Annotated in this window: 21 protein-coding genes; 12 read left to right on the top strand and 9 right to left on the bottom strand. The window is 67.4% G+C overall.

Features of this window, described 5'->3' with window-relative positions:
- The first annotated feature begins 77 nt into the window (after positions 1-77).
- From ABB55_RS00510 to ABB55_RS00490, 5 genes are all read left to right on the top strand, one after another.
- Positions 78-1,382: an NAD(P)H-dependent oxidoreductase gene (locus ABB55_RS00510; protein ID WP_054357056.1), complete on the top strand. Its 1,305-nt coding sequence runs from the start codon at positions 78-80 to the stop codon at positions 1,380-1,382.
- Between the two features lie 410 nt (positions 1,383-1,792).
- A complete protein-coding gene (locus ABB55_RS00505; protein WP_054357055.1) occupies positions 1,793-2,269 on the top strand; it encodes a DUF992 domain-containing protein in 477 nt (158 codons plus the stop codon).
- 278 nt (positions 2,270-2,547) lie between these two features.
- Positions 2,548-3,390: a hypothetical protein gene (locus ABB55_RS00500; RefSeq protein WP_152981861.1), complete on the top strand. Its 843-nt coding sequence runs from the start codon at positions 2,548-2,550 to the stop codon at positions 3,388-3,390.
- 254 nt (positions 3,391-3,644) lie between these two features.
- Entirely contained in the window at positions 3,645-4,556 is a 912-nt protein-coding gene (locus ABB55_RS00495) for a hypothetical protein (protein WP_054357053.1), read from the top strand.
- 185 nt (positions 4,557-4,741) lie between these two features.
- A complete protein-coding gene (locus ABB55_RS00490) occupies positions 4,742-5,641 on the top strand; it encodes a hypothetical protein (protein WP_054357052.1) in 900 nt (299 codons plus the stop codon).
- A gap of 265 nt (positions 5,642-5,906) precedes the next feature.
- Here the strand turns inward: ABB55_RS00490 and ABB55_RS00485 are convergent, their stop codons facing one another.
- Positions 5,907-7,259: a hemolysin family protein gene (locus ABB55_RS00485; protein WP_054357051.1), complete on the bottom strand. Its 1,353-nt coding sequence runs from the start codon at positions 7,257-7,259 to the stop codon at positions 5,907-5,909.
- Between the two features lie 259 nt (positions 7,260-7,518).
- On the opposite strand from ABB55_RS00485, the gene ABB55_RS00480 reads away from it, so the two are divergent.
- A complete protein-coding gene (locus ABB55_RS00480; protein ID WP_152981860.1) occupies positions 7,519-9,603 on the top strand; it encodes an elongation factor G in 2,085 nt (694 codons plus the stop codon).
- Positions 9,604-9,829: 226 nt separating this feature from the next.
- The gene (msrP, locus tag ABB55_RS00475) at positions 9,830-10,786 is read left to right on the top strand and encodes a protein-methionine-sulfoxide reductase catalytic subunit MsrP (protein ID WP_054357050.1); all 957 of its coding nucleotides are present in this window, start codon (positions 9,830-9,832) and stop codon (positions 10,784-10,786) included.
- 148 nt (positions 10,787-10,934) lie between these two features.
- Here the strand turns inward: msrP and gatB are convergent, their stop codons facing one another.
- The 7 genes from gatB to ABB55_RS00440 form a co-directional block, all read right to left on the bottom strand.
- Entirely contained in the window at positions 10,935-12,416 is a 1,482-nt protein-coding gene (gene gatB / locus ABB55_RS00470; protein WP_054357049.1) for an Asp-tRNA(Asn)/Glu-tRNA(Gln) amidotransferase subunit GatB, read from the bottom strand.
- A gap of 274 nt (positions 12,417-12,690) precedes the next feature.
- Entirely contained in the window at positions 12,691-13,599 is a 909-nt protein-coding gene (locus ABB55_RS00465; RefSeq protein ID WP_054357048.1) for a glycosyltransferase family 25 protein, read from the bottom strand.
- Between the two features lie 263 nt (positions 13,600-13,862).
- Positions 13,863-14,696, bottom strand: a complete 834-nt coding sequence (locus tag ABB55_RS00460; protein WP_054357047.1) for a glycosyltransferase family 25 protein — start codon at positions 14,694-14,696, stop codon at positions 13,863-13,865.
- 178 nt (positions 14,697-14,874) lie between these two features.
- Positions 14,875-15,894: a prolyl oligopeptidase family serine peptidase gene (locus ABB55_RS00455; RefSeq protein WP_054357046.1), complete on the bottom strand. Its 1,020-nt coding sequence runs from the start codon at positions 15,892-15,894 to the stop codon at positions 14,875-14,877.
- Positions 15,891-17,369 carry an Asp-tRNA(Asn)/Glu-tRNA(Gln) amidotransferase subunit GatA gene (gene gatA / locus ABB55_RS00450; protein ID WP_054357045.1) on the bottom strand — a complete coding sequence of 493 codons (1,479 nt, stop codon included), beginning with the start codon at positions 17,367-17,369 and terminating at the stop codon, positions 15,891-15,893. The genes ABB55_RS00455 and gatA overlap by 4 nt, the downstream gene beginning before the upstream one ends.
- Before the next feature lie 49 nt (positions 17,370-17,418).
- On the bottom strand, positions 17,419-17,706 hold the full coding sequence (gatC, locus tag ABB55_RS00445; protein ID WP_054357044.1) for an Asp-tRNA(Asn)/Glu-tRNA(Gln) amidotransferase subunit GatC: 288 nt from the start codon (positions 17,704-17,706) through the stop codon (positions 17,419-17,421).
- Between the two features lie 95 nt (positions 17,707-17,801).
- The gene (locus ABB55_RS00440) at positions 17,802-18,524 is read right to left on the bottom strand and encodes a metal-dependent hydrolase (protein ID WP_054357043.1); all 723 of its coding nucleotides are present in this window, start codon (positions 18,522-18,524) and stop codon (positions 17,802-17,804) included.
- Positions 18,525-18,780: 256 nt separating this feature from the next.
- Between ABB55_RS00440 and ABB55_RS00435 the strand changes: the two genes are divergently transcribed.
- The 5 genes from ABB55_RS00435 (at position 18,781) to ABB55_RS00425 (ending at position 21,987) form a co-directional block, all read left to right on the top strand.
- Entirely contained in the window at positions 18,781-19,221 is a 441-nt protein-coding gene (locus ABB55_RS00435; protein WP_054357042.1) for a hypothetical protein, read from the top strand.
- 346 nt (positions 19,222-19,567) lie between these two features.
- Complete coding sequence (locus ABB55_RS29445) at positions 19,568-19,864, top strand: hypothetical protein (RefSeq protein ID WP_152981858.1); 297 nt, start codon at positions 19,568-19,570, stop codon at positions 19,862-19,864.
- The gene (locus tag ABB55_RS29440) at positions 19,861-20,436 is read left to right on the top strand and encodes a hypothetical protein (protein ID WP_152981857.1); all 576 of its coding nucleotides are present in this window, start codon (positions 19,861-19,863) and stop codon (positions 20,434-20,436) included. The genes ABB55_RS29445 and ABB55_RS29440 overlap by 4 nt, the downstream gene beginning before the upstream one ends.
- 307 nt (positions 20,437-20,743) lie before the next feature.
- Positions 20,744-21,244, top strand: coding sequence for a Holliday junction resolvase RuvX (gene ruvX, locus ABB55_RS00430; protein WP_054357041.1), 501 nt, complete (start codon positions 20,744-20,746; stop codon positions 21,242-21,244).
- A 122-nt stretch (positions 21,245-21,366) separates the two neighbouring features.
- Positions 21,367-21,987, top strand: coding sequence for a glutathione S-transferase family protein (locus ABB55_RS00425; protein WP_054357040.1), 621 nt, complete (start codon positions 21,367-21,369; stop codon positions 21,985-21,987).
- A 41-nt stretch (positions 21,988-22,028) separates the two neighbouring features.
- Here ABB55_RS00425 and dprA read toward each other — a convergent pair whose 3' ends face one another.
- Complete coding sequence (gene dprA, locus ABB55_RS00420) at positions 22,029-23,252, bottom strand: DNA-processing protein DprA (protein WP_244471934.1); 1,224 nt, start codon at positions 23,250-23,252, stop codon at positions 22,029-22,031.
- Between the last annotated feature and the right edge of the window lie 311 nt (positions 23,253-23,563).

Here is a 23,563-nt window from a genome sequence, read left to right as displayed (position 1 = left end):
GCCAGCACATGGGACAAGGCGCGGCGCCGCCGGTACCATCCGGCCCGCAATCAACAACATCCGGAAACGTCCGTCCCATGAACCTGATGTCTCTTCTCGCCGCCCGCCGCGATGCCGGCCGGCCGGTCCGCGCCGGCCTGATCGGCGCCGGCAAGTTCGGCTCGATGTTCCTCGCCCAGGTGCCGACCACGCCCGGCCTGGAGATCGCCGCCATCGCCGATCTCGCGCCGGACCGGGCTCGCCAGGCCTGCCGGACGGTCGGCTGGGACGACCAGCGCCTGGCCGCGACCGCCTTTCTGGACGACGGTGCCGCGCTCGCGGCGCGCGACGACGTGGAGGTGGTGATCGAGGCGACCGGGCATCCAGCGGCCGGCATCCGCCATGCGCTCGCGGCGATCCGCGCCGGCAAGCATGTCGTGATGGTCAATGTCGAGGCCGACGTGCTGGCCGGCGCCGAACTCGCCGCCGCGGCGCGCTCGGCCGGCGTGGTCTATTCGATGGCCTATGGCGACCAGCCGGCGCTGACCTCGGAGATGGTCGACTGGGCGCGCGCGGCCGGCTTCCGGGTCGCCTGCGCCGGCAAGGGCACCAAATATCTGCCGGTCTTCCACCAGGTGACGCCCGACGATGTATGGACCCACTACGGCCTGACGCCGGCCGAGGCGGCGGCGGCGGGCATGAACCCGCAGATGTTCAATTCCTTCCTGGACGGCACCAAGTCGGCGATCGAGATGGCAGCGATCGCCAATGCCTGCGAGCTGACGCCGCCCTCCGACGGCCTGCTGTTCCCGCCCTGCGGCGTCGACGACCTGCCGCATATTCTGCGCCCGAAGGCGGCCGGCGGCGTCCTGGAGACGACCGGCATGGTCGAGGTGGTTTCCTCGCTCGAGCGCGACGGCCGCCCGGTCTTCCGCGATCTGCGCTGGGGCGTCTACGTCATCCTGGAGGCGCTGTCGGACTATGCCGCCGCCTGCTTCCGGCAATATGGCCTGAAGACCGATGCCAGCGGCCGCTACGCCGCGATGTACAAGCCCTATCACCTGATCGGATTGGAACTCGGCATCTCGGTGCTCAACGCCGCCCTGCGCGGCGAGGCAACCGGCTCGACGCGGACCTTCGCCGGCGACGCGGTGGCAGTCGCCAAGCGCGACCTGAAGGCCGGCGAAACGCTCGACGGCGAAGGCGGTTGGACCGTGTGGGGCAAGTGCATCCCCGCCGCCCGCTCGCTTGCCGAAGGTGCCCTTCCGATCGGCCTCGCCCATCGCGTGCCGCTGGTGCGCGACGTGGCGGCGGGCGCCGTCGTCAGCTGGGCCGACGTGACGGTCGACGCCGGCAGCGAAGCCGTGCGCGTCCGCCGCGCCATGGAGGCGCGCTTCGGCTGACGGCGGACCGCGCGCAGCGGACCGGGACCGAATCGCCGGTGCCGGGTCGCACGGCCCGGCGGATCGCTCGCCGCCGGGCCCCCGCGGGGGCTTGCCGACGGAGCGGCCGCCCGGGTTCGGGACGGGCCGCGGACCGGAGCGGGACGCTTCTCGCGGGTCTATCATGAGATAAGACAATCGCTTCACGGTGTTTGTTCATGAAACGGTTGATTTCAGTTCGGCGGGCGGGGCGGGAACTTCGTCCGCCCATTCCCCAAATCGAAACCGCCCCGGGGCATTCCAGCTACGGACTGTTGCAGCGTTGACAGCGCTTGCAGCGTCGCCTTAACGATCTGATCCAACCATGACGCGGTCGGCCGAATCACGCCGGCCTCGATTTGCCAGACCGTTCCATCGCACGGGATCACGCCATGACCATTCGTACCGCTCTTCTCGCCGTCGCCCTCGCGGCCGCCCCCCTCGCCGTCGCCCCGGCGACCGCCGACGGCCCGATCCGGCTCGGCGTGCTGAACTGCCAGGTGGTCGGCGGCACCGGCTTCATCGTCGGCTCGCATCGCACGCTCGCCTGCACCTATGTCTCTGCGGCGAGCAACAAGCGCGAGACCTATGCGGGCGAGATCACCCGCCTCGGCATCGATATCGGCGCGGTCAACTTCACCGGCATCGCCTGGGCGGTGCTGGCTCCGGCCGCCGTGCCGCACGGCGCGCTGGCCGGCGGCTATGTCGGCGCCTCCGCGGAAGCGACCGTCGGCGTCGGCGTCGGCGCCAATGCGCTGATCGGCGGCTTCGGCAACTCGATCATCCTCAATCCGATCAGCGTCCAGGCGCAGACCGGCGCCAACATCGCGGCCGGCATCGCCGGGCTGACCCTGACCGCGACCCGCTGAACGCTTCGTCCGAAGCCTGAAGATCATCGGAACCGCCGCGCTGGCCTGGCCGCCGCGGCGGTTCTGCCGTTTTCGGCATATGAGTCTCCCGAAAGCCACGCCATCCGGGATTCCGGCGGCAGGTCCCGCCGCCTCTGGGGAATCCGATTGCCGATCCGGGACAAAAATTCCAGGGTGGCGATCTGTCGGGGTCAGGCCCGTATGTGGGGGTGCTTATGGTTGGCTTCGTTGTCCGAAACGCCGTGATGGCGAGTTGCGCTGCCGCCGCGATGGCAGCCTTGGCTGCGCCGGCTGTCGCCGCCGATCTGACCGCGCCGGCGCCCTATGTCGTTCCGGCGGCTCCGGTGATCCTGCCCGCGAACTACAACGCGGTGTCCACGGTCAACGCCAAGTTCGACATCGCCGGCGGCTACGAGTGGGGCGACAAGTTCTCCAATCATGCGCTCGGCAAGATCTCCGGCGCGATCGCCTTCCCGATCGGGCCGGAATTCGGCGTTCAGATCGACGCCTCGGCGGCCGCGACCCGCGGCGACTGGGTCGGCGCGCTCGGCGGCCACGCCTTCTGGCGCAATCCTTCGATCGGCCTGCTCGGCATCTATGCCGACGGCTTCACGACCCAGGTGCCGCGCGGCAGCCTGAACGTGGCCCGTCTCGGCGTCGAAGGCGAATACTATTTCGACCGCTTCCGCCTCTCCGGCATCGCCGGCGTGGAAAGCGGCGACCGGACCAAGTCGCGCGCCTTCGTCGACGCGCTGGCCTCCTGGTATGTCCAGGACGATCTCCGCCTCTATGCGGGCTATTCGAACACCTTCGCGGGCAGCCAGGGCCGCGCCGGCCTCGAATACCAGCTGCCGCCGAGCTCCGGCTGGGGCAATTTCGCGCTGTTCGGCGAAGGCCGCATCGGCGAGCACGGCTACGCCTCGGTGCTCGGCGGCGTGCGGGTCTATTTCGGCGAGTCGAAGTCGCTCTGGCGCCGCCATCGCGAGGATGACCCGGAGATCTGGTCGAACGAGAACTACGCCGCGGCCAGCCAGGCCGTGTCCGGCGGAACGTTCGACAAGAAGAAGAAGAACAACAAGCCGACCTGCACAAAGGCAGATCGGCCCTGCAAGCCCGAGTAATCGGATCTCGTATCGAAGCGCGGCCTTCTTGTGGCCGCGCAGCCGAAGGCCGGTCCCGGGTGCGCCCTGGCCGGCCTTTTGTCGTTGCGCGATGCCGTGCACGCGCCTGGCGCCGAAGCACCACCGGCGCCGACCGTGCCCGACGGGCAACAGCGAACGCGAATCTCTGGCTGCGGTATTCCGTTGCTCTTCCGGCGCCACGCTGGGCATGCAAACGTTTGCGTCAAACAAGAATGCGAGTCCGGGGTGGCGCAATGATCCTTCGAAACCTTCTGATCGGTACGCTGGTTGTGGGAACGGCGTCCGTCGCCTCAGCGGCCGATCTTTCCCGGCCGCTGGTTCCGGTCAGCCCGGCGGTCCCGGTCGTGACCCAGCAGGCGCTCGACGCCGTCTCGGGCCTCAACGGCAAGATCGAGGGTGCCGGCGGCTATGAGTGGGGCGACAAGACCTTCCGCGACCATGCCTTCGGCCGGCTGGCCGGCTCGGTCGCGATGCCGCTCGGCCATAGCTTCGGCGTCCAGCTCGACGTGGCCGGCGAGACGGCGCGCGGCGAGTTCGGCGGTGCGGTCGGCGGGCATCTGTTCTGGCGCAACCCGTCCTTCGCGCTGCTCGGCGTCTATGCCGACGGCTACACCACCAAGGCACCGAAGGGCGACTTCAACCTCGGCCGCGTCGCGGCGGAGGGCGAGCTTTATCTCGACCGGGTCAGCCTGTCGGCGATTGCCGGCGTCGAATATGGCAACATGATCAAGACGCGCGGCTTCATCGACGCGGTCGCCTCGCTCTATGCGACCGACGACCTGCGCGTCTATGCCGGCTGGCGCAACGACTTCGCCGGCAATCAGGGCCGCGGCGGCGTCGAGTATCAGCTGCCGGCCTCGACCGGTTGGGGCAATGTGGCGCTGTTCGCGGAAGGCCGCGTCGGCGAGCACGGCTATGCGGCCGGCCTCGGTGGCGTGAAGGTCTATTTCGGGCAGCAGAAGTCGCTGATGCGCCGCCATCGCGAGGACGATCCGGACACCTGGTCGACCCAGGCCGGCGGCGCCGTCGCGCAGGCCATCTCCGGCGGCCAGCTGGTCAAGAAGAAGAAGGACAAGCCGGAACCGCCGCCGCCGCCGTGCGACACCCGCACCCCCTGCTGCGATGCCAAGAGCACGCGCTGCTGATCGCGAGGGCGCGCGAGACCGGTCGGACCGGTGCGCGTGACCCCTGGGCAACAGCAGACGGAATGCGAGCGCGGCCCCGGTGGCCGCGCTTTTGCTTTGTCCGGCCCCATGCGAGGGTCGATAACTTCAAAAATACCGAGTCCGGGGATGGCATTATGATACGCGCGACGATGTTGGCTGGTGCCGTGGTTCTCACGGCCGCCTCTGCGGCCTCGGCGGCCGATCTTTCCCGGCCGCTGGTGCCGGTCAGTCCGGCGGTTCCGGTCGTGACCCAGCAGGCGCTCGACGCCGTCTCGGGCCTCAACGGCAAGATCGAGGGTGCCGGCGGCTATGAGTGGGGCGACAAGACCTTCCGCGACCATGCCTTCGGCCGGCTGGCCGGCTCGGTCGCGATGCCGCTCGGCCATAGCTTCGGCGTCCAGCTCGACGTGGCCGGCGAGACGGCGCGCGGCGAGTTCGGCGGTGCGGTCGGCGGGCATCTGTTCTGGCGCAACCCGTCCTTCGCGCTGCTCGGCGTCTATGCCGACGGCTACACCACCAAGGCACCGAAGGGCGACTTCAACCTCGGTCGCGTCGCGGCGGAAGGCGAGCTCTATCTCGACCGGGTCAGCCTGTCGGCGATCGCCGGCGTCGAATATGGCAACATGATCAAGACGCGCGGCTTCATCGATGCGGTCGCCTCGCTCTATGCAACCGACGACCTGCGCGTCTATGCCGGCTGGCGCAACGACTTCGCCGGCAATCAGGGCCGCGGCGGCGTCGAGTATCAGCTGCCGGCCTCGACCGGCTGGGGCAATGTCGCGCTGTTCGCGGAAGGCCGCGTCGGCGAGCACGGCTATGCGGCCGGCCTGGGTGGCGTGAAGGTCTATTTCGGGCAGCAGAAGTCGCTGATGCGCCGCCACCGCGAGGACGATCCGGACACCTGGTCGACCCAGGCCGGCGGCGCCGTCGCGCAGGCCATCTCCGGCGGCCAGCTGGTCAAGAAGAAGAAGAAGCCCGACGAGCCGACCTGCACCCCGCCCGGCGATGCGGACCGCGGCACGCCGCCGCCCTGCTGCACCGACAAGGGCGCCCGGGCCTGCTGAGCAGGGCCGGCATCACCGACCGTCTCCGCGACGGCGGGCCGGTCCGTTGAAGGCCGGGGGACGATGCCATCGCGATGGCTCCGCCCCCGGTACCACCCCGGCACGAAAGCCGACGATCCCGCCGGGGAACCCACGCGGCCCAAGCGATCGTCGAGCGTTCCATTCCCCGAAGACCCCCGAAGTCAGCCTCCGGGGGCGCCCGAACGGTGCGCCGGTCTTGGTGCGCCGGCCGGTCTTGGTGCACCGTCCGTCGGGACGGCAATGTTCAGGCGACGTCTTCTTCCGGAACGGCGCGCCCGGTCGGACGCGGCGAGATCAGCACCTTGTCGATCCGCCGGCCGTCCATGTCCATGACTTCGAAAACGAAATCGCCGATCACGGCCTTCTCGCCCTCCGTCGGGATGCGATTCAGCACCGATAGCATCAGGCCGCCGAGGGTGTGGTAGCTGCCATGCTCGAGTTCGGGCAGGTCGACGAGCCGTTCCAGATCGCCGATATCGGTGTCGCCGTCGAGCAGCCAGGATCCGTCGTCCCGGCGCACCGGTCCGCCATGCGGCGCATCGACATCGGCGAGATCGCCGGCGATGCCCTCGATGATGTCGGTCAGCGTGATCAGTCCCTGCAGGCTGCCATACTCGTCGACCACGAAGGCGCAATGGGTCGGGGTGCCGCGGAAGGTCTCCAGCAGCTTGAGCACCTGGGCGTTTTCCGGCACCACGATCGGTTCCCGCAGGGCCGCGGCGATATCGACAGGGCGGCCGGCCAGAGCGTCGGCGAGCAGGTCCTTTTTGTAGACGACGCCGGTCGGCTCATCGATCGAACCAGTCGCGACGACCACCAGCGAATAGGGGCATTCGGCGATCTCGCGCCGCATCTGCTCGGGCGGATCGTTCGGGTCGATCCAATAGAGATCGGGGCGCGGCGTCATGATCGCCCGGACCGGACGGTCGGCGACGCGCATCACGCCCTCGAGGAGTTCGCGCTCCTCCGGGTCGAGCACGCCGGCCTGCACGCCCTCCGCCAGCACATGCATCACCTCTTCCTCGGTCACCTCGCCGCCGGTCGATTCGCGCACGCCGAACAGGGTCAGCACGGCATTCGAGGCGATCGAGAGCAGCCCGACGAAGGGCGAGGCGATCCGGCTGACGACCGAGATCGGTCCGGCCACCCACAGCGCGATCGGCTCGGGGGCGGCGATCGCGATCCGCTTCGGGACCAACTCGCCGAAGATCAGCGTGACGAAGGTCATGAACACGATCACGACCGTGAAGGCGATCTCGTCGGCCCAGGCCTGAATGCCGGGCGCGGCGAAGATCAGGAACTCGGCGAAGCGGCCGGCCAGGGCCGCACCGGACGCCGCACCGGCTAGGAGGCCGGTGACCGTGATGCCGATCTGAACCGAAGACAGGAACCGGGTCGGGTTCTCGCCGAGTTCGATGGCGCGCTGGGCGCGCAGATCGCCCGATTCGGCGAGCGGCCCGAGTCGCGCCCGGCGCGCCGACACAAGGGCCATTTCCGACATCGCGAAGAACCCGTTCACGAGCGTCAGGGCGAAAAAGAACAGAAGTTCCAGACCGATCATGCCGTGAACGCGGGCGCCGAGCCCCTCCTGGTCCATTGCGAATGCGACGATCCTAGCACAGTCCGAACCGCACGGGGGGACATCCCGCACGGGCTCGGGAGCACGGCTCGGTGAACCGGCTCCGGATTGCTACCGAGGCTCCGGCAACGCGGCGACCCTTGCCAGCGACCTGACATCGCGCGACCATGCGAACCCAGAGGCGGTCGCCTCCGCCTCGACCCGGTGCCATCCCCGCGGCTCTTCCCTGATCCGCGGGGACGGGCTGGTGTGAACATACCAAGAACGGGAGGCAATCATGGCAGACGGTTCGACAGGTATCGGAGGCAATGCGGGACGTGGCAGACAAGCCGGCCCCCGCTGCGTGGCACTGGTCGGTCCCTTCGCGAGCGGCAAGACGTCCCTGCTCGAAGCGATCCTCGAGCGCACGGGGGCAATCCCGAAGGCCGGCCGCGTGGCGGACGGCACCAGCCTCGGCGACGCCGCGCCGGAGGCGCGCGCGCACCGCATGGGCGTCGAGTTGAACGTGGCGGACTGCGAATTCCTTGGCGAGCGCTTCACGATCCTCGACTGCCCGGGCTCGGTCGAGTTCCTGTTCGAGGGCGAAGCGGTGCTGCCCGGCGTCGACATGGCGGTGGTGGTCTGCGAGGCCGATCAGAAGAAGATTCCCGCGCTGCAACTGACGTTGAAGCTCCTGGAGACGCGCGGCGTCCCCCATGTCCTGTTTCTCAACAAGATCGACAAGGCCGACCAGAGCCTGCGCGAGACGCTGGAACTGATGCAGACCGCCTCGACGGTGCCGATGGTGCTGCGCCAGATCCCGATCTGGAAGGAAGGCATCGCGATCGGCACGATCGATCTCGCGCTCGAGCGCGCCCATGTCTTCCGCGAGCATGCCGAAAGCGAGATCGTCCCGATCCCGGACGCCGACCGGGCCCAGGAGGTCGAGGCGCGCTACCAGATGCTGGAGAAGCTCGCCGACTACGACGACCATCTGATGGAGGAACTGCTCTCCGACATCGAGCCGCCGCGCGACGAGATTTTCGAGGACCTGCGCCGGGAGACCCGCGAGGGTCTGATCTGCCCGGTCTTCATCGGCTCGGCCGAACGCGGCAACGGCGTCACGCGGCTGCTCAAGGCGATCCGGCACGACGCCCCGTCGGTCGCCGCCACCGCCGACCGGCTCGGCCTCAATGCCGGCCCGGGCGAGGCCGTGGTGCAGGTCGTGAAGACGCTGCACACCCAGCACGGCGGCAAGATGTCGATCGCGCGCGTGCTCGCCGGCAAGCTCGCCGAGGGCGCGACCCTGTTCGACCCGAACGGCGCCGGCGACCGGATCTCCGGCCTCTACCGCATCCAGGGCAAGGAGACGACGAAACGCGGCGAGGCGATCGCGGGCGAGACGGTCGGCCTGGCCAAGGTCGAGGTCGCCCATACCGGCGACACGCTGACCACCGCCAAGACCGGCACGCCCCGGCTCGCCACCCTGACGCCGCCGGAACCGGTCATGGGCACCGCCGTGGTCCCGACCGACCGCAAGGACGAGGTCAAGCTGAATGCGGCCCTGACCCGCATCGCCGAGGAGGACCCGTCGATCCGCATCAGCCACGATGCCGAGACCGGCGAGACGCTGGTCGAGGGCCAGGGCGAGATGCACCTGCGCGTCGCCTTCGAGCGTCTGACGGCCAAGTTCGGCGTGACGGTCGAGTTCAGGCCGATCTCGGTGCCCTATCGCGAAACGATCCGCGGCAAGACCACCGTGCGCGGCCGGCACAAGAAGCAGTCCGGCGGCCACGGCCAGTTCGGCGACGTGGTGCTGGAGATCGCGCCGCTGCCGCGGGGCTCCGGCTTCGTGTTCACCGAGGCGATCACCGGCGGCGTGGTACCGCGCAACTATATCCCGGCCGTCGAGGAGGGCGTCGCCGATTGCCTCAAGGCCGGCGCGCTCGGCTTCCCCGTCGTCGATCTCGCCGTCCGGCTGGTCGACGGCTCCTACCATACGGTCGACAGCTCCGACATGGCCTTCAAGACCGCCGCCCAGATCGGCATGCGCGAGGGCTTGCCGAACTGCCAGCCGATCTTGCTGGAACCGATCCTGAGGGTCGAGATCGCCTGCCCGTCCGACGCGACGGCCCGGATCAACCAGATCGTCACCGGGCGGCGCGGCCAGCTGCTCGGCTTCGATGCCCGCACCGACTGGGCCGGCTGGGACACCGTCCAGGCGCTGATCCCGCAGGCCGAGATGCAGCACCTGATCGTAGAGCTGCGCTCGGCCACGGCCGGCGTCGGCACTTTCCGCGCACGGTTCGAACATCTCGCCGAACTGTCCGGCCATCTCGCCGCCAAGGTGCTGGAACGGCAGAAGGCCGCCCGCGCGGCGTGACCGGTCCGGGCGCCCCTGGCCGGCGCGACCCTGTCCGGGGCGACCCCGGCGGGGTGCTACCGGACGGGTCGAAGTACATGGGAGGGCCGGCCATCGGGCCGGCCCTTTCCGTTCGGATGCAATGCCGCTGCCGCCGCTCACGATGGCTTGACCCCTGCCCGGCTTGCCCAACCGTAACGATCCGCCAGATTGGGACGTATCGGACGGGGCAAGGGGAGAGACCGACATGAACATCGTGAAGCGCAGGCGCTGGCAGGTGGCGGAGAGTGCGGCGACGCCGGAGGCCCTGTTCTGGGACCGGCGCGCGGTGCTGGCGGGTTTCGGCGGCCTGGCCGCCGGCGCCGCCCTGATGGCGCGCCCGGCGCGGGCCGACGACGATCCGCTGGCCCGGCTTCTGCCGGCCAAGCGCAACGAGGCCTTCAAGCTCGACCGGCCGCTGACGCCGGAGGCCGACAATGCGAGCTACAACAATTTCTACGAGTTCGGCACGTCGAAATCGGTCGCCGGCGCAGCCAAGCGGCTGAAGACGCGCCCCTGGCAGGTCACCATCGATGGCCTGGTCGAGGCGCCGATCACGCTCGATTTCACCGAACTCGTCCAGAAGATGCCACTCGAGGAGCGGCTCTACCGGCTGCGCTGCGTCGAGGCCTGGTCGATGACGATTCCCTGGACCGGCTTCGCGCTGGCCGAGCTGGTCAAGCTGGCCAAGCCGCAGTCCGGCGCCAAGTATCTGAAAATGCAGACCTTCATGGATCCGAGCCAGTCGCCCTACCAGCGCTCGCCCGGCTATCCTTGGCCCTATACCGAGGGTTTGACCCTGGCCGAGGCGACCAACGACCTCGCCTTCATCGCGGTCGGCGCCTATGGCAAACCGCTGCCGAACCAGCATGGCGCGCCGCTGCGCCTCGCCGTGCCGTGGAAATACGGCTTCAAGTCGGTCAAGTCGATCGTGCGCTTCACCTTCACGGCCGAGCGGCCGAAGACCTTCTGGGAACAGCTGCAGGACAGTGAATACGGCTTCTGGGCCAATGTGAACCCGGAGGTTTCTCATCCGCGCTGGAGCCAGGCCCACGAGCGCGTGCTGTCGACCGGCGAGAGCGTCCCGACCCAGCTTTACAACGGCTATGCCGCCGAGGTCGCCCATCTCTACAAGGACATCAAGGGCGAGCGACTGTTCATGTGACCGTCGGCCCGGCCCCCGGCCCGGCATGGGTCTCCCAGCCGGTCCGCGAGTCCGGTCCGGTTTTCGTCGCAGAATCAATCGGCCGTCGCCTCAGGGCGACGGCCGATTTCGTTCACGCAGGAGGAAGGCTCGATGAAGCGGCTGTCGGTCACTCGATGCCGAGCTTGCCCTTCAGCATGTCGTTGACGGCCTGCGGGTTGGCCTTGCCGCCGGTCTGCTTCATGACCTGGCCGACGAACCAGCCGATCATGGTCGGCTTGGCCTTGGCCTGCTGGACCTTGTCGGGATTGGCCGCGATGACCGCATCGCAGGCCGCCTCGATGGCGCCGGTATCGGTCACCTGCTTTAGGCCGCGGGTCTCGACGATGGCGCGCGGATCGCCGCCCTCGGCCCAGACGATCTCGAACAGGTCCTTGGCGATCTTGCCCGAGATGGTGCTGTCGCCGATCAGGTCGACGATCGCGCCGAGCTGGTCGGCGGAGACCGGGCTCGCCTCGATGCCCTTGCCTTCCTTGTTCAGGCGGCCGAACAGTTCGTTGATCACCCAGTTGGCCGCCGCCTTGGCGTCGCGCCCCTTGGCGACTGCCTCGAAATAGTCGGCCGAGGCGCGCTCCAGGGTCAGCACCATGGCGTCATAGGGGGTGACGCCGTAGTCGCGCACGAAGCGGGCCTTCTTCTCGTCCGGCAGTTCCGGCAGATGGGCGGCGAGCGCGTCGACGAAGTCCTGGCTGAATTCGAGCGGCAGCAGGTCCGGATCGGGGAAATAGCGGTAGTCGTGCGCCTCTTCCTTCGAGCGCATCGAGCGCGTCTCGCCCTTGCCGGGGTCGAACAGCCGGGTCTCCTGCACGATCGTGCCGCCGTCCTCGACGATCCCGATCTGGCGGCGCGCCTCATATTCGATCGCCTGGCCGATGAAGCGGATCGAGTTGACGTTCTTGATCTCGCAGCGCGTGCCGAAGGGCGTGCCGGGCTTGTGCACCGAGACGTTCACGTCGGCGCGCAGGTTGCCCTTCTCCATGTCGCCGTCGCAGGTGCCGAGATAGCGCAGGATGGTGCGCAGCTTCGACACGTAGGCCTTGGCCTCCTCCGAGGAGCGCAGGTCGGGCTTCGACACGATCTCCATCAGGGCGACGCCGGAGCGGTTCAGGTCGACGAAGGAATAGACCGGCGACTGGTCGTGGATCGACTTGCCGGCATCCTGCTCCAGATGCAGCCGCTCGACGCCGACCTCGATGGTCTCGCCGTCCGGCATGTCGATCAGGATGCGGCCCTCGCCGACGATCGGGTTCTTGTACTGCGAGATCTGGTAGCCCTGCGGCAGGTCCGGATAGAAATAGTTCTTCCGGTCGAAGATCGAGCGCCGGTTGATCGCGGCCTTCAGGCCGAGCCCGGTGCGCACCGCCTGGCGGACGCATTCGACATTGATCACCGGCAGCATGCCCGGCATGGCCGCGTCGACCAGGCTGACATTGGAATTCGGATCGTTGCCGAAGGTGGTCGAGGCCCCGGAAAAGAGCTTCGCCTCGGAATTGACCTGGGCGTGGACTTCGAGGCCGATCACGATTTCCCAGTCCCCGGTCGCTCCACGGATGAGCTGGGACGGCTTGGCGGTGCGGACGACTGCGTTCATGAAAGGCCCCGGACAAATTCGGTCGCGCCGCGTCACCGGGCGCTGTGCTCCGTGGGTACTGCCTCGCGCCCCCCGGATCAAGGGGAGGACGATCACGCGCCTCGGGATCGGGCCGTGCGGCACTGGGATCGGGGGGCGGCCGGATCGACGGCACTCCGGATGCCGGCCCGTTCGCCCGCGCGGGCGGCTCGAAGGCCTTGCCGCATCCGCGGCCAACCGGCGGACTGGCAGACCAAGACCTCTTGCCTGCGGTGCCGGACCGTCAGATCGGTGCTCACGCGCCTTCTTCGGTCGGCCGCGTCTGCGTCCCTGGTTCGTCGAGCACGAAGGGCACCTCGCCCAGCGTTTGTCCGCGCGCCGCCCAGATGGCCCGACACACCGCTGTCCGCAGGTAACGCTCGATCGACTGAGACCTTCGGGAGAAGCCAAGCCGCTTGGTCAGATAGCGCGGGCGCTCGTCCGGCGTCGTAAAGGGGAGCCTCGGCTTCCGTCGCGCCCGGTCGCCCTCGATGGCTCCAGGCTTCACGTCGCTGGCGAAGACCGGGTCCATGGGCCAGTCGCGCTTGCTCGCGAGCACCGACCCTTGCGCGCAGGGGGCCGGGACCAGCTGGTAGACGGTCAGATCGTTGAGAACGCCTTCGATCTCGTCGAACAGGATCCAGTCGACCACCCGAGGCGGCAACGGGCGGGACAGAAGCGCACGGGCCCCCTTGCGGGTCAACAGATAGGCAGCCGTGCCGACATGGTGGCCGCGCAGGCGATGCAGCCGGTAGCGCCCGATCGTCACTGTCGGTTTCCGATCGATCCGGGTCTGTAGCTTAAAGAAGGTCTCCATCTTGACGATGTCGGCATCCGCCGGAACGAATGCAGGATCGGCCAGCATGGCGGCGAAATCGTCAGCGATGACGATATCGTCCTCGAAAATGATCGCATGAGGCTCCTCACCCTCCGCGATCCGGCGCCAGATACGCTCGTGGCTTATGGTACAGGCGACGGCTGCGCGATTGCGGACGCCGCCCGGTATGGAAATGCGCCGCTCGACCTCGGGCGCTATTTCGGGATCGCTGAATTCCACGGCGGCCACGATCTCGCACGGGATTCCGCGGTCGGCGAGCAATTGCACCATTCTCTGGGCGCGATCGGTTCGGCGCTCGAGATTGGTGACGTAGGCTTTGATTGGCATCAATGCTCCCGACATCAGACCTGCGCACTCCGGTGCGGAAGGTCACTCAACCCACGGAGTCGCACGGGCAACACCGCGAAGCGTCGGTCATGCTGCTCGTACAATATATCGCTCTAATGGCACATTTCCCTTTCGGAAGGTCTGCTGCCGCGGCCGTACTGCCGATGGAAATGCCTCCTCGATTGCCTCGTTCCCGCCTGTGCAACTGGACTTGGGGCCGCACCGGGTCGTCGGCCGCAGGTCCGCCACGGGACGCTCAAGGCTCAAGGCACGAACGGAATGGCGCCACCCCGTTGTCCCTGCAGCAGGAGACCGAGGCCGTAGCCGAGGCGTGCCAGCGAAACCCGCAGGCGCGGGAGGCCGCCGAGGCGATGCCGCCGCCCCGCTTCGGCGGCTGCGGCGGGCTTCGGCCCGACCCGGTCGCTGCGGGTCAGATAGGCGATGTCGCTGACGAACTCGCGCTCCGGCGAACGCTTCTCCAGGCGCGCCAGAACCGAGCCCTGAATGCACAGTCCGGGAACCACCTGGTGGATGTTGAACTGCGCCAGATAGCCCTCGGTCTCATGGAACAGGACCCGGTCCACCGGATATTTCGGCAGGTCGGCCTGAAGCAGCCGCGCGGCCGTCTGCCGCGCCAGGATGTAGCCCGCCGCGCCGAGATGCTTGCCGCGCAGCCGATGCACCTTGCGCTGTCCGCACGCGCCCGAGATGCGGCGGTCGATCCGCGTTTCCCGCGTCACCTTGGTCTCGAGCTTCACGACGTCCGCCCCATCCGGAATCCAATCGTCCCGGCTCAGAAGGTCGACGAGGTCCGGCGCGACGATCACGTCGTCCTCGAACACCACCCCGTAGCGATGCGGGGCCGCCGCGATCGCCTGCCAGGCGCGCATATGGCTGAGGAAACAGGCGACATGGCCCACACCGATCGGTCGATCATGCCCCGGGCGCGTCCAGGTCCGATGCAGTTCTGCGCCGATCTCGGCAGCCGGAACCGCGTCGACGCGCTGGTAGTCGATCCCGAGATCTCCGAATACCCGACCGATCCGCTCGGCGCGATCGGTCCGCAGCTTCAGGTTGATGACATATGCCGGAATCATATTCTGCGATCGAAGCAAACCGGGAGCGAGACGAGCGCCGGTGACGTCCGGCTTACCGCCTCTTATTTCATCTCCTCGGCTGCGATGAAATAGGCGCGCCGGAAATTTCCAATTACATTGTTTCCTGAATGTGTTCCTGGATCGACCCGGGGTTGGCCGGCAGTCCGGACAGGGAAGCTCAAGGCGGCGGCAGATCGTCCGGCCCGGTATTGCCGTAGCGGGCCGCAATCTCCCCGTCCGCGGCGCCGGCGATGCACATCGCAAGGCTGAACAGCGACTTCTCGGTCAGGGCGTGCCGGTCCGGTCCACGGCCCTCGGTGAAGAGGTGGAGATATCGACCGCCCGCGGCCTTGACCGCATCCACGAAGGGCTGCTGGGTCGCCGGCGGCACCGCGCGGTCCTTCGGCGAGGTCAGGAACAGGATGCGGGCGCTCTTCCGCCCGGCGACCGTGGCGGCTTCCGGCATCAGGTCGTAATGCGCGCGCGGTCCGTCGGTCCGGAGCGGGATCGCGAAGGTCTTGGCGAAGGCGTAGAAATCGAGCGGTGCCGAGCCGATCGCGGCGCAGCCGACATCGTCGCGGCTCGCCAATGCGGCCGCCGCCAGGATGCCGCCGCCCGACATGCCGGCGACGTGGTAGCCGGCGAGCCCCTCGCGGGCCTTGATGGCATCGAGCGCCAGCCGCGTCAGCGCCACCTCGCGCCGGGTGCGACGGTCCCCATGCCAGCCCGACGACCCGTGCAGGCCCGGCCGTCCGAAGAAGATGAACGGCACGCCGAGCCGCTGCGACCAGACACCGACGGCGGCCTGCACATATTCGGGCGCCTGGGTCAGGTAGCCCGGGTCCGGGCCGATCTTGCCCTTGGCGTCGGCGCCGATGCTGTCGCCCGGAAAGAAGACGGCGGCCCGCTTCCCGCGCGCGTCGCCGGCGATGTAGTAGCGGATGCAGACGGCGTCGCCTTCCGCTTCGACGAAGACCGATGTCTCAAGCTTCGCACAGGCTTCGCGCGAAACCTTCGTGCCCTTCATGAGGTCGGCGGCCGAGAAGGTCCGCACCGTCTGCGCCATGGCCCGAGGCGGGACGAGACCGGCCGGCAGGCCGACGGCGACCAGCAGGCCGAGACCGAGCGAGCGCAAACGGCCGCCGGCGCCGAAGGCGCGGCGCCGCGAGCCGGAAGCGGGCTGCCGCGGGCGGCTCATCCCCACCACGGCGTCGGCGAGAAGTGCCCGGCCGCGTCCTCGATCACCTGGGCGACCTGGAACAGGGTTTCCTCGTCGAAAGGCCGGCCGATCAGCTGCAGGCCGAGCGGAAGCCCCTGGGAATCGAGCCCGGCCGGCACTGCGATGCCGGGCAGGCCGGCCATGTTGACCGTCACGGTGAAGATGTCGTTCAGGTACATTTCGACCGGATCGCCGCCCGACTTCTCGCCGATGCCGAAGGCGGCCGACGGGGTCGCAGGCGTCAGCACCGCATCGACGCCGGCCTCGAAGGCCAGTTCGAAGTCCCGCTTGATCAGCGTGCGGACCTTCTGGGCGCGGACGTAATAGGCGTCGTAGTAGCCGGCCGAAAGCACATAGGTGCCGATCATGATGCGCCGGCGCACCTCGGCGCCGAAGCCGGCCGCACGCGACTTCTCGTAGGTGTCCACGATGTCGTTGCCGGGCACGCGCAGGCCGTAGCGGATCCCGTCGTAGCGGGCGAGGTTCGAGGAGGCCTCGGCGGGCGCCACGATATAGTAGGCCGGCAGGGCATATTTGGTGTGCGGCAGCGAGATCTCGCGGATCTCGGCGCCGGCGGCCTTCAGCCAGGCGATGCCCTGGCTCCACAGCGCCTCGATTTCCGCCGGCATGCCGTCGACGCGATATTCCTTCGGGATGCCGATCACCATGCCCTTGACCGAGCGGCCGACCGCGGCCTCGTAGTCGGGCACCGGCCGATCGGCCGAGGTCGTGTCCTTCGGGTCGACCGAGGCGAAGCTCTTCAGGAGGATGGCGGCGTCGCGCACGGTCCGGGCGAAGGGGCCGGCCTGATCGAGCGAGGACGCGAAGGCGACGATGCCCCAGCGCGAGCAGCGACCATAGGTCGGCTTGATGCCGACGATGCCGGTGAAGGCCGCTGGCTGGCGGATCGAGCCGCCGGTGTCGGTGCCGGTCGCGCCCGCGCAGAGCCAGGCCGAGACCGCCGTTGCCGAGCCGCCCGACGAGCCGCCGGGCACCAGGGACCGGTTGTCGCCCTGGCGCCGCCACGGGTTGGTGACCGGTCCGAAGGCCGAGGTCTCGTTGGACGAGCCCATGGCGAATTCGTCGTTGTTCAGCTTGCCGAGCATCACGGCGCCGTCGGCCCACAGATTGGCGGTGACGGTCGATTCATAGGACGGCACGAAATTGCCGAGGATGCGCGAGCAGGCGGTGGTGCGGACGCCCTCGGTGCAGAACAGGTCCTTGACGCCGAGCGGGATGCCTTCCAGCGCCCTGCCCTCGCCGCGCGCCAGCCGCTCGTCGGAGGCCTTGGCCATGGCACGCGCCTTCTCGGGCGTTTCCAGCACATAGGCGCCGAGGCTGCGGCCCTTCTCCATGGCGGCGAGATAGGCCTCGGTCAGTTCGGTCGCCGTGAAGGCCTTGGCCTTCAGCTGGTCGCGCGCGTCTGCGATGGACAGGTGGGTCAGATCGGTCACGGTCGGGACATCCGGGAGGGCGGAAACGGGCGGGCTGCGCGGCGGCGGATTATTCGACCACCTTCGGAACGACGAAGTAGTGGTCCTCCGTCATCGGCGCATTGGCGACGATCCGCTCCGGATAGCCGCCGTCGGTCACGGCATCCTCGCGCATCTTCATCACCATCGGGGTGACCGAGGTCATCGGCTCGACGGCCGAGACGTCGACCTCGCCGAGTTGCTCGACGAAGCCCAGGATCGAATTGATCTCGCCCTGCAGCTTGGCGACTTCGGCCTCGTCCACGGCGATGCGGGCGAGATGGGCGACACGGCGGACGGTGTCGAGATCGACGGACATGGGCGCGGCTTCCGGCGGATGGAGGATGGCGAGCCTTCTAGCACCGGCCGGCGCGCCGGCGCAACGCCGCCGCCCCGTGCCGGTCCTGCGGCGCCTCAGCCGATCTCGACGCTGCCGCCGGGTTCGGGGGTGTGGATGCGGACGCCGGAGCCGTGCATGGCGGCCACGAAGGCGTCTGGGGTCTGGTCGAGCAGGCCGAAGGTCATGTAGTGGCAGGGAATCACGTCCGTGAAGGCGAAGAAGCGCCGTGCGGCCAGCGCCGCCGAGCGCGCCCCCATGGTGAACCGGTCGCCGATCGGCAGGATGCCGATGGTCGGCTCGTACAGTTCGGCGATCAGCGCCATGTCGGAGAAGATATCGGTGTCGCCGGCATAATAGAGCGTCGGGCCGGTCTTCGGCGCGATCACCACGCCGTGCGGGTTGCCGAGATAGGCGAAGGTGCCGTCGCCATTCGACTTGGCGGAGGAATGATGCGCCGGCGTCAGGCTGACCGCGAAGGCGCCGAGATCGACGGTTCCGCCGGAATTCATCGGGTTGATGGTCTCCACGCCATGGGAATTGGCCCACATCGCGATCTCCCAGTTGGCCGTCACGGCCGCCCCAGAGGCCTTCGCGATCGGGATGAGGTCGCCGATATGGTCGTCATGGCCGTGGCTGATGACGATATGGTCGAGGCCGATCGCGGCCTCCTCCGGCGTGATGGTCGCCTTCGGATTGCCGGTCAGGAACGGGTCGATCAGGATTTCGACCTTGCCCTTGTCGGTGTCGGCCGGGATTTCGAGGCGGAAGCAGGAATGTCCGTACCACGTGATCTTCATGCGGGTCCCCCGGCGGCCATGGCGGTGCGTCCGTTGCTGCCGCTCAACAGTCTGGCGCCACTATAGCGCCGCGCGCCCGGCCGTCCATGCGCCCGCGATGCTGGTCATCGATGCCGGTCATCGATGCCGGGCCGGCGCGACTTGCCGTTGCGGCGCCGGTGAAGGATGCTGGCAGCGGCTGCAGCCCGGACGGCGTTCCCGTCCACAAGGCCGCCCCTCGATCGAACCCGGCCCCATCCCTCCAGCGAGGCCAGCGATGACCAGCTTCGGTTCCTTTGCCGCACCGTCCTTCTGGCTGCCCGGAAATTTCCAGACCATCGCCCCGGCGACCAACTGGGGCACCCAGATCACCGTCAACTACCAGGGCAACGCCGCCATCGAGCGCGACGTGCAGAGCGAGGTGGCGAGCTTCGGCAAGCAGCTCGGCATCGTCACCGAGGCGGTTCTGGCGCTGGCCGGCCCGCTCACCGGCGCCCTCGACGCGGATGCCGATGCCAAGGAGAAGGTCGTCCGGCTGGCGACGCTGGCGGCCCGGGTCGACGCCGTCAAGGCACGCCACGGCGCGGCGATCGAGACCCAGATCCGCGAGCAGGTCCAGTCGCTGGCCGCCACCGACCGCGATGCGGCCGACCGGCTGCTGCAGACCCTCCGCCGCGAACTGGCCGAAAGCGCCGATCCCGACGACAAGCCGGTCTGACGCACGCGGGAACACGTGGCACCGGCTCGCGCGAATGCGGATTGTGTCTAGCAGGCCGTTGAAAAGCGAACATATTCATGGTTCGAAATTAACGCATTCTTTAAAGACCCATACAGAAAACCAAGTTTCGTCTGACGAGCGAGTTCCCCTCCAGTTTGCGCAACAAACTGCAAGCAGTCCGGCCTAAACGCCCTTCTTTTCAACAGCCTGCTAGCCAATTGCTCTTTATCGTCGGAGCACAATTTGCCCCCTTTTAATACAATGAGATGTGCGCTATCGTATTCCGTCGGGTAATGGGAGCGTATTTTGAGAATTATGTATTGACAGTAACTGTGGAGGATTGAAAATGGCGGGGAGATCGAAGAAAAAAATTGGCGTTTCTAAATTCATAAAAAGTCTATTTTTGAGAATATCTGTCGGCTTCGGAGCGTTAATGGCGGCATGGGGTGGTACAATCGCTGTTATGGAAGACATAGAGAAAAAATTCTCGTCTACTAAGCATATTTATGAAGATTTAATATACGTCGGAGACACACTTAAATATTTGGCGACCTGTAAGTACGTCTCAGGAAATCGTATATACACATGTGGCGATCTAGAAGATATATTCTCGGCAGAAAGAGTCAACGGAGATGCAAAATGAATTACTTTGGTATATTCGGAGCTGCGTTGTTATTGAGCTGCGCCAATACTATGGCGGAGGATTGCTCATCCGAACAGTTGGTAAACAAGCCCGGTATTGGAAAGAAGATGATTGAATGTATGATCCAGTTAAACAAGGAAAATGAGGCGTTGAAGAAACGAGTTGATGAATCTGAAAAGAACGTTCTGATTTTTGGTAGGGTTGGCGTCAGTGGAGTAGCTCAAGGTTATATAATTGTTTCAAATAGTCAAGTTGAAGCTGAGATTAAGAGAATCGATATTGTACCTGATAAGAAGAATTCAAATATTATGTTGTCGGCTAAGGGTGCTTACCAATTAACGATCAGAGCGTCAAGTATACGTAGTTTTGATGTTCATAAATGCTATTTTTCTGCTATTAGTAGAATAGATAGAGAGGGCATGGATAATAATGAGCCGCCTGTTTATATGAGGACATTTTTCGCTGAGACAAATGATGGACCAACGATAATATTCAACCCGGTGAGTATTGTTTCGAAGGATAGCGTGAACGCGGAATTTGAGTTTTTCGGTGTATGTAGGATGAAGGGCTAGTTTTGAGATTCTGATGGATTTCCCCAATTACGTGTTTATGTTAATAATTGTGTCGTGCCATGCGTAGTGGGCGCCGGCACCTTAGCAGTCTGCCGAAACGCAATAGTGGCCATGGTTCGACAGGATTGCATTCCTAGAATAGCCGATACGGAGAACCAAAGTTCGTCTTGCGAGCGGAATCCCTCCTTCAGTTTGCGCTCAAAAACGCAAGCAGCGCGGCCTTTACGCCTTTTTCAATAGCATGCTAGTGCTTCGGTCGACCGGGTGGACCCCGCGTCCCCTTCGATCGAACCGCGAGACCCCGCCCTTGGCCCAGGACCATGCCGTCGCCCTCGAAGACCTGACCGCCGGGCTGAAACCCGGGGCGCGGCTGATCGGGATCGATCTCGGCACCAAGACCGTCGGGCTCGCCCTGTCCGATCCAGGCCGGCGCATCGCCACGCCGCTGGAGACCATCCGGCGCACCAAGTTCACCGCCGATGCCCAGGCGCTGATCGCGATCTGCGCCAGGCATGCCGTCGGCGGCCTGGTCATCGGCCTGCCGCTCAACATGGACGGCAGCGAGGGGCCGCGCGTGCAGTCGACCCGCGCCTTCGTCCGCAACCTTGCCCCGCTGACCGCCCTGCCGATCGCCTTCTGGGACGAGCGCCTGTCGACGGCCGCCGTCACCCGCACGCTGATCGAGGCCGATGCCAGCCGGGCGCGCCGGGCCGACGTGGTCGACAAGCTCGCCGCCGCCTTCATCCTGCAAGGTGCGCTCGACCGCCTCAACCGGCCCGCGCGCGGCTGGGCCACCGAAGAGGATTGAACCGCTCCGGGCCGGGTGGACAGGGGTGAGTGTTCACTTTATGTTCTAATTACGGTATCGCGTTCGCGCCCCGTGTCGGGGGCCGATCGATCCGATAGCAGTCTGAACCGGGAGTTCGAGGAATGGTCACGCTGTATTGGGCGCCGCAGACGCGCTCGCTTTCGATCCTGTGGCTGCTGGAAGAACTGGGCATCCCCTACCGGCGGGAGCTGGTCGACATCCGCGCCGGCCGGCAGTCCGACCCGGAATTCCGGGCGATCAATCCGATGATGAAGGTGCCGGCGCTGACCGACGGGCCGGTCAAGGTCGCCGAGACCGGGGCGATCGTCGCCTATCTGGCCGACCGCTATACGGCCGCCAGCCTCGCGCCCGCGGTCGACGATCCCGCGCGCGGCGACTATCTGCGCTGGCTGTTCTTCGCGGGCTCGTCGATCGAGGCGGCCTATGTGCAGATCTTCACCAAGCTGGAGATGAACCCGACCTCGGCCGGCTGGGGCAGCGCCGAGCGCGTGTTCGACGTGATCGAGGCCGGCATCACCGGCAGCGGCGGCCCCTGGCTGCTCGGCGAGACCTTCTCGGCGGCCGACATCTCGGTCGGCTCCGGCCTTCGCTTCGGTCTCCTGTTCAAGATCGTCGAACCGCGCCCGGCCTTCACCGCCTATGTCGAGCGCTGCACCGCCCGGCCCGCCTTCGCCCGCGCGCAAGCGATCGAAGCCGAAGCCCTGGCGGCGCGCGGCGGCTGATCGCACACGGAGGGCGCCGTCCGGATGCGACGGCGCTGCCGTCACATCAGCAGGCTGACCTTGCCGCCGGCATGGCGTTCGAGCCGGCCGGCGAGCGACAGTTCGAGCAGGACGAGCTGGACCAGGCCCGGCCGGGCGCCGGTCGCGCGGATGATCTCGTCGACCGCCACCGGGGTCGGGCCGAGCGCCTCCAGGATCGCGGCCCGCAGATCGGCCGGGGCGTCGCCGGTCGCCCCGTCGCCCTCCCCCGGCCCGGCCGGCGGCTCCCAGGCGGACGGCGGCGGCGGATCGCGACCGAGCTGGGGGCCGAGCGCCTCGACGACATGCTCGGCCGAGGCGACCAGGGTCGCGCCGTTGCGGATCAGGTCGTTGGTGCCCTCCGCGCGCGGATCGAGCGGCGAGCCGGGCACGGCGAAGAGATCGCGGCCCTGCTCGCCGGCGAAGCGGGCGGTGTGCAGCGAACCGGACCGGCGCGCCGCCTCGACCACGACCAGCCCCATGGAAATGCCGGAAATCAGCCGGTTGCGACGCGGGAAGTCGCGGGCGCGCGGCTCCCAGCCGAAGGGCAGCTCGCTGACGATCGCGCCGCCGGTCGCGACGATCCGGGCGACCAGATCGGCATGTTCCGGCGGATAGACCCGATCGAGCCCGCCGGCGAAGACGCCGATCGTGCCGGTCTCCAGGCTGGCCATGTGGGCGGCGGCATCGATGCCGCGCGCCAGCCCCGAGACGATCGCAAAGCCCTGCGCGCCGAGGTCGCGCGCGAACTGCCCGGCGATCTTGCGGCCGGCCAGCGAGGCATTGCGCGAGCCGACGATGCCGACGGCCGGCCGGGTGAAGACGCCGGCATCGCCGGCGACCGCCAGGATCGGCGGCGGCCCCTCCACGGCGCGCAGATAGGCCGGATAGTCCGCCTCGCCGAGCGCGACGAAGCGCGCGCCGGCACGCTGCGCGGCCGCCCATTCGAGATCGATCTCGGCATCGGTCGGGATGCGGATGCGGTTCGCGCCGCCGCGCCGCGCCAGATCCGGCAGCGCGTCGAGCGCATCGGCGGCCGAGCCGAACCGATTGAGCAGCTGGATGAAAGTGTTCGGCCCGACATTGTCGGCGCGGATCAGTTTCAGCCAGCTGCGACGCTGCCGCTCGGTCAGCCGGATGTGGAACTGCCCCTCGGGCGGCCGGGTTTCCTCCGCCAGCCCGATCGGGGCCAGGGCGGCCATGGCGCGCCCCTGCGGGCGCTCGGACGGAAACAGGGGCACTGTCACGCGGCACTCTCCAAAGCCGACATCTTCGCCCGGCTGCGGAGAGAATACAACTCCAGGATACATATTTGCATCATAGGTCGCCGGCTCTCCGCTTCGCGACGGCCGGGGATCCGCCGAGAGATCCGACCGCATCCGGCGGCTTCGCGCCCCGCACCATCCCACCCCGCACCATCCCCTCAGAACCGCAATCCCGGACAAGGCCCGCAGGGCCGCCGATCCGGGACCTACTCGCTTCGCAACCGAGTCAAGATCACGCGCGAACTTGGGGCCTCGAGACATGTCACCGTGAGAGCAGGTCCCGCGTCGGGTCC

Source organism: Prosthecodimorpha hirschii, assembly GCF_001305515.1.
GTDB lineage: Bacteria > Pseudomonadota > Alphaproteobacteria > Rhizobiales > Ancalomicrobiaceae > Prosthecodimorpha > Prosthecodimorpha hirschii.
This window is presented reverse-complemented; position numbering and strand designations above follow the sequence as displayed.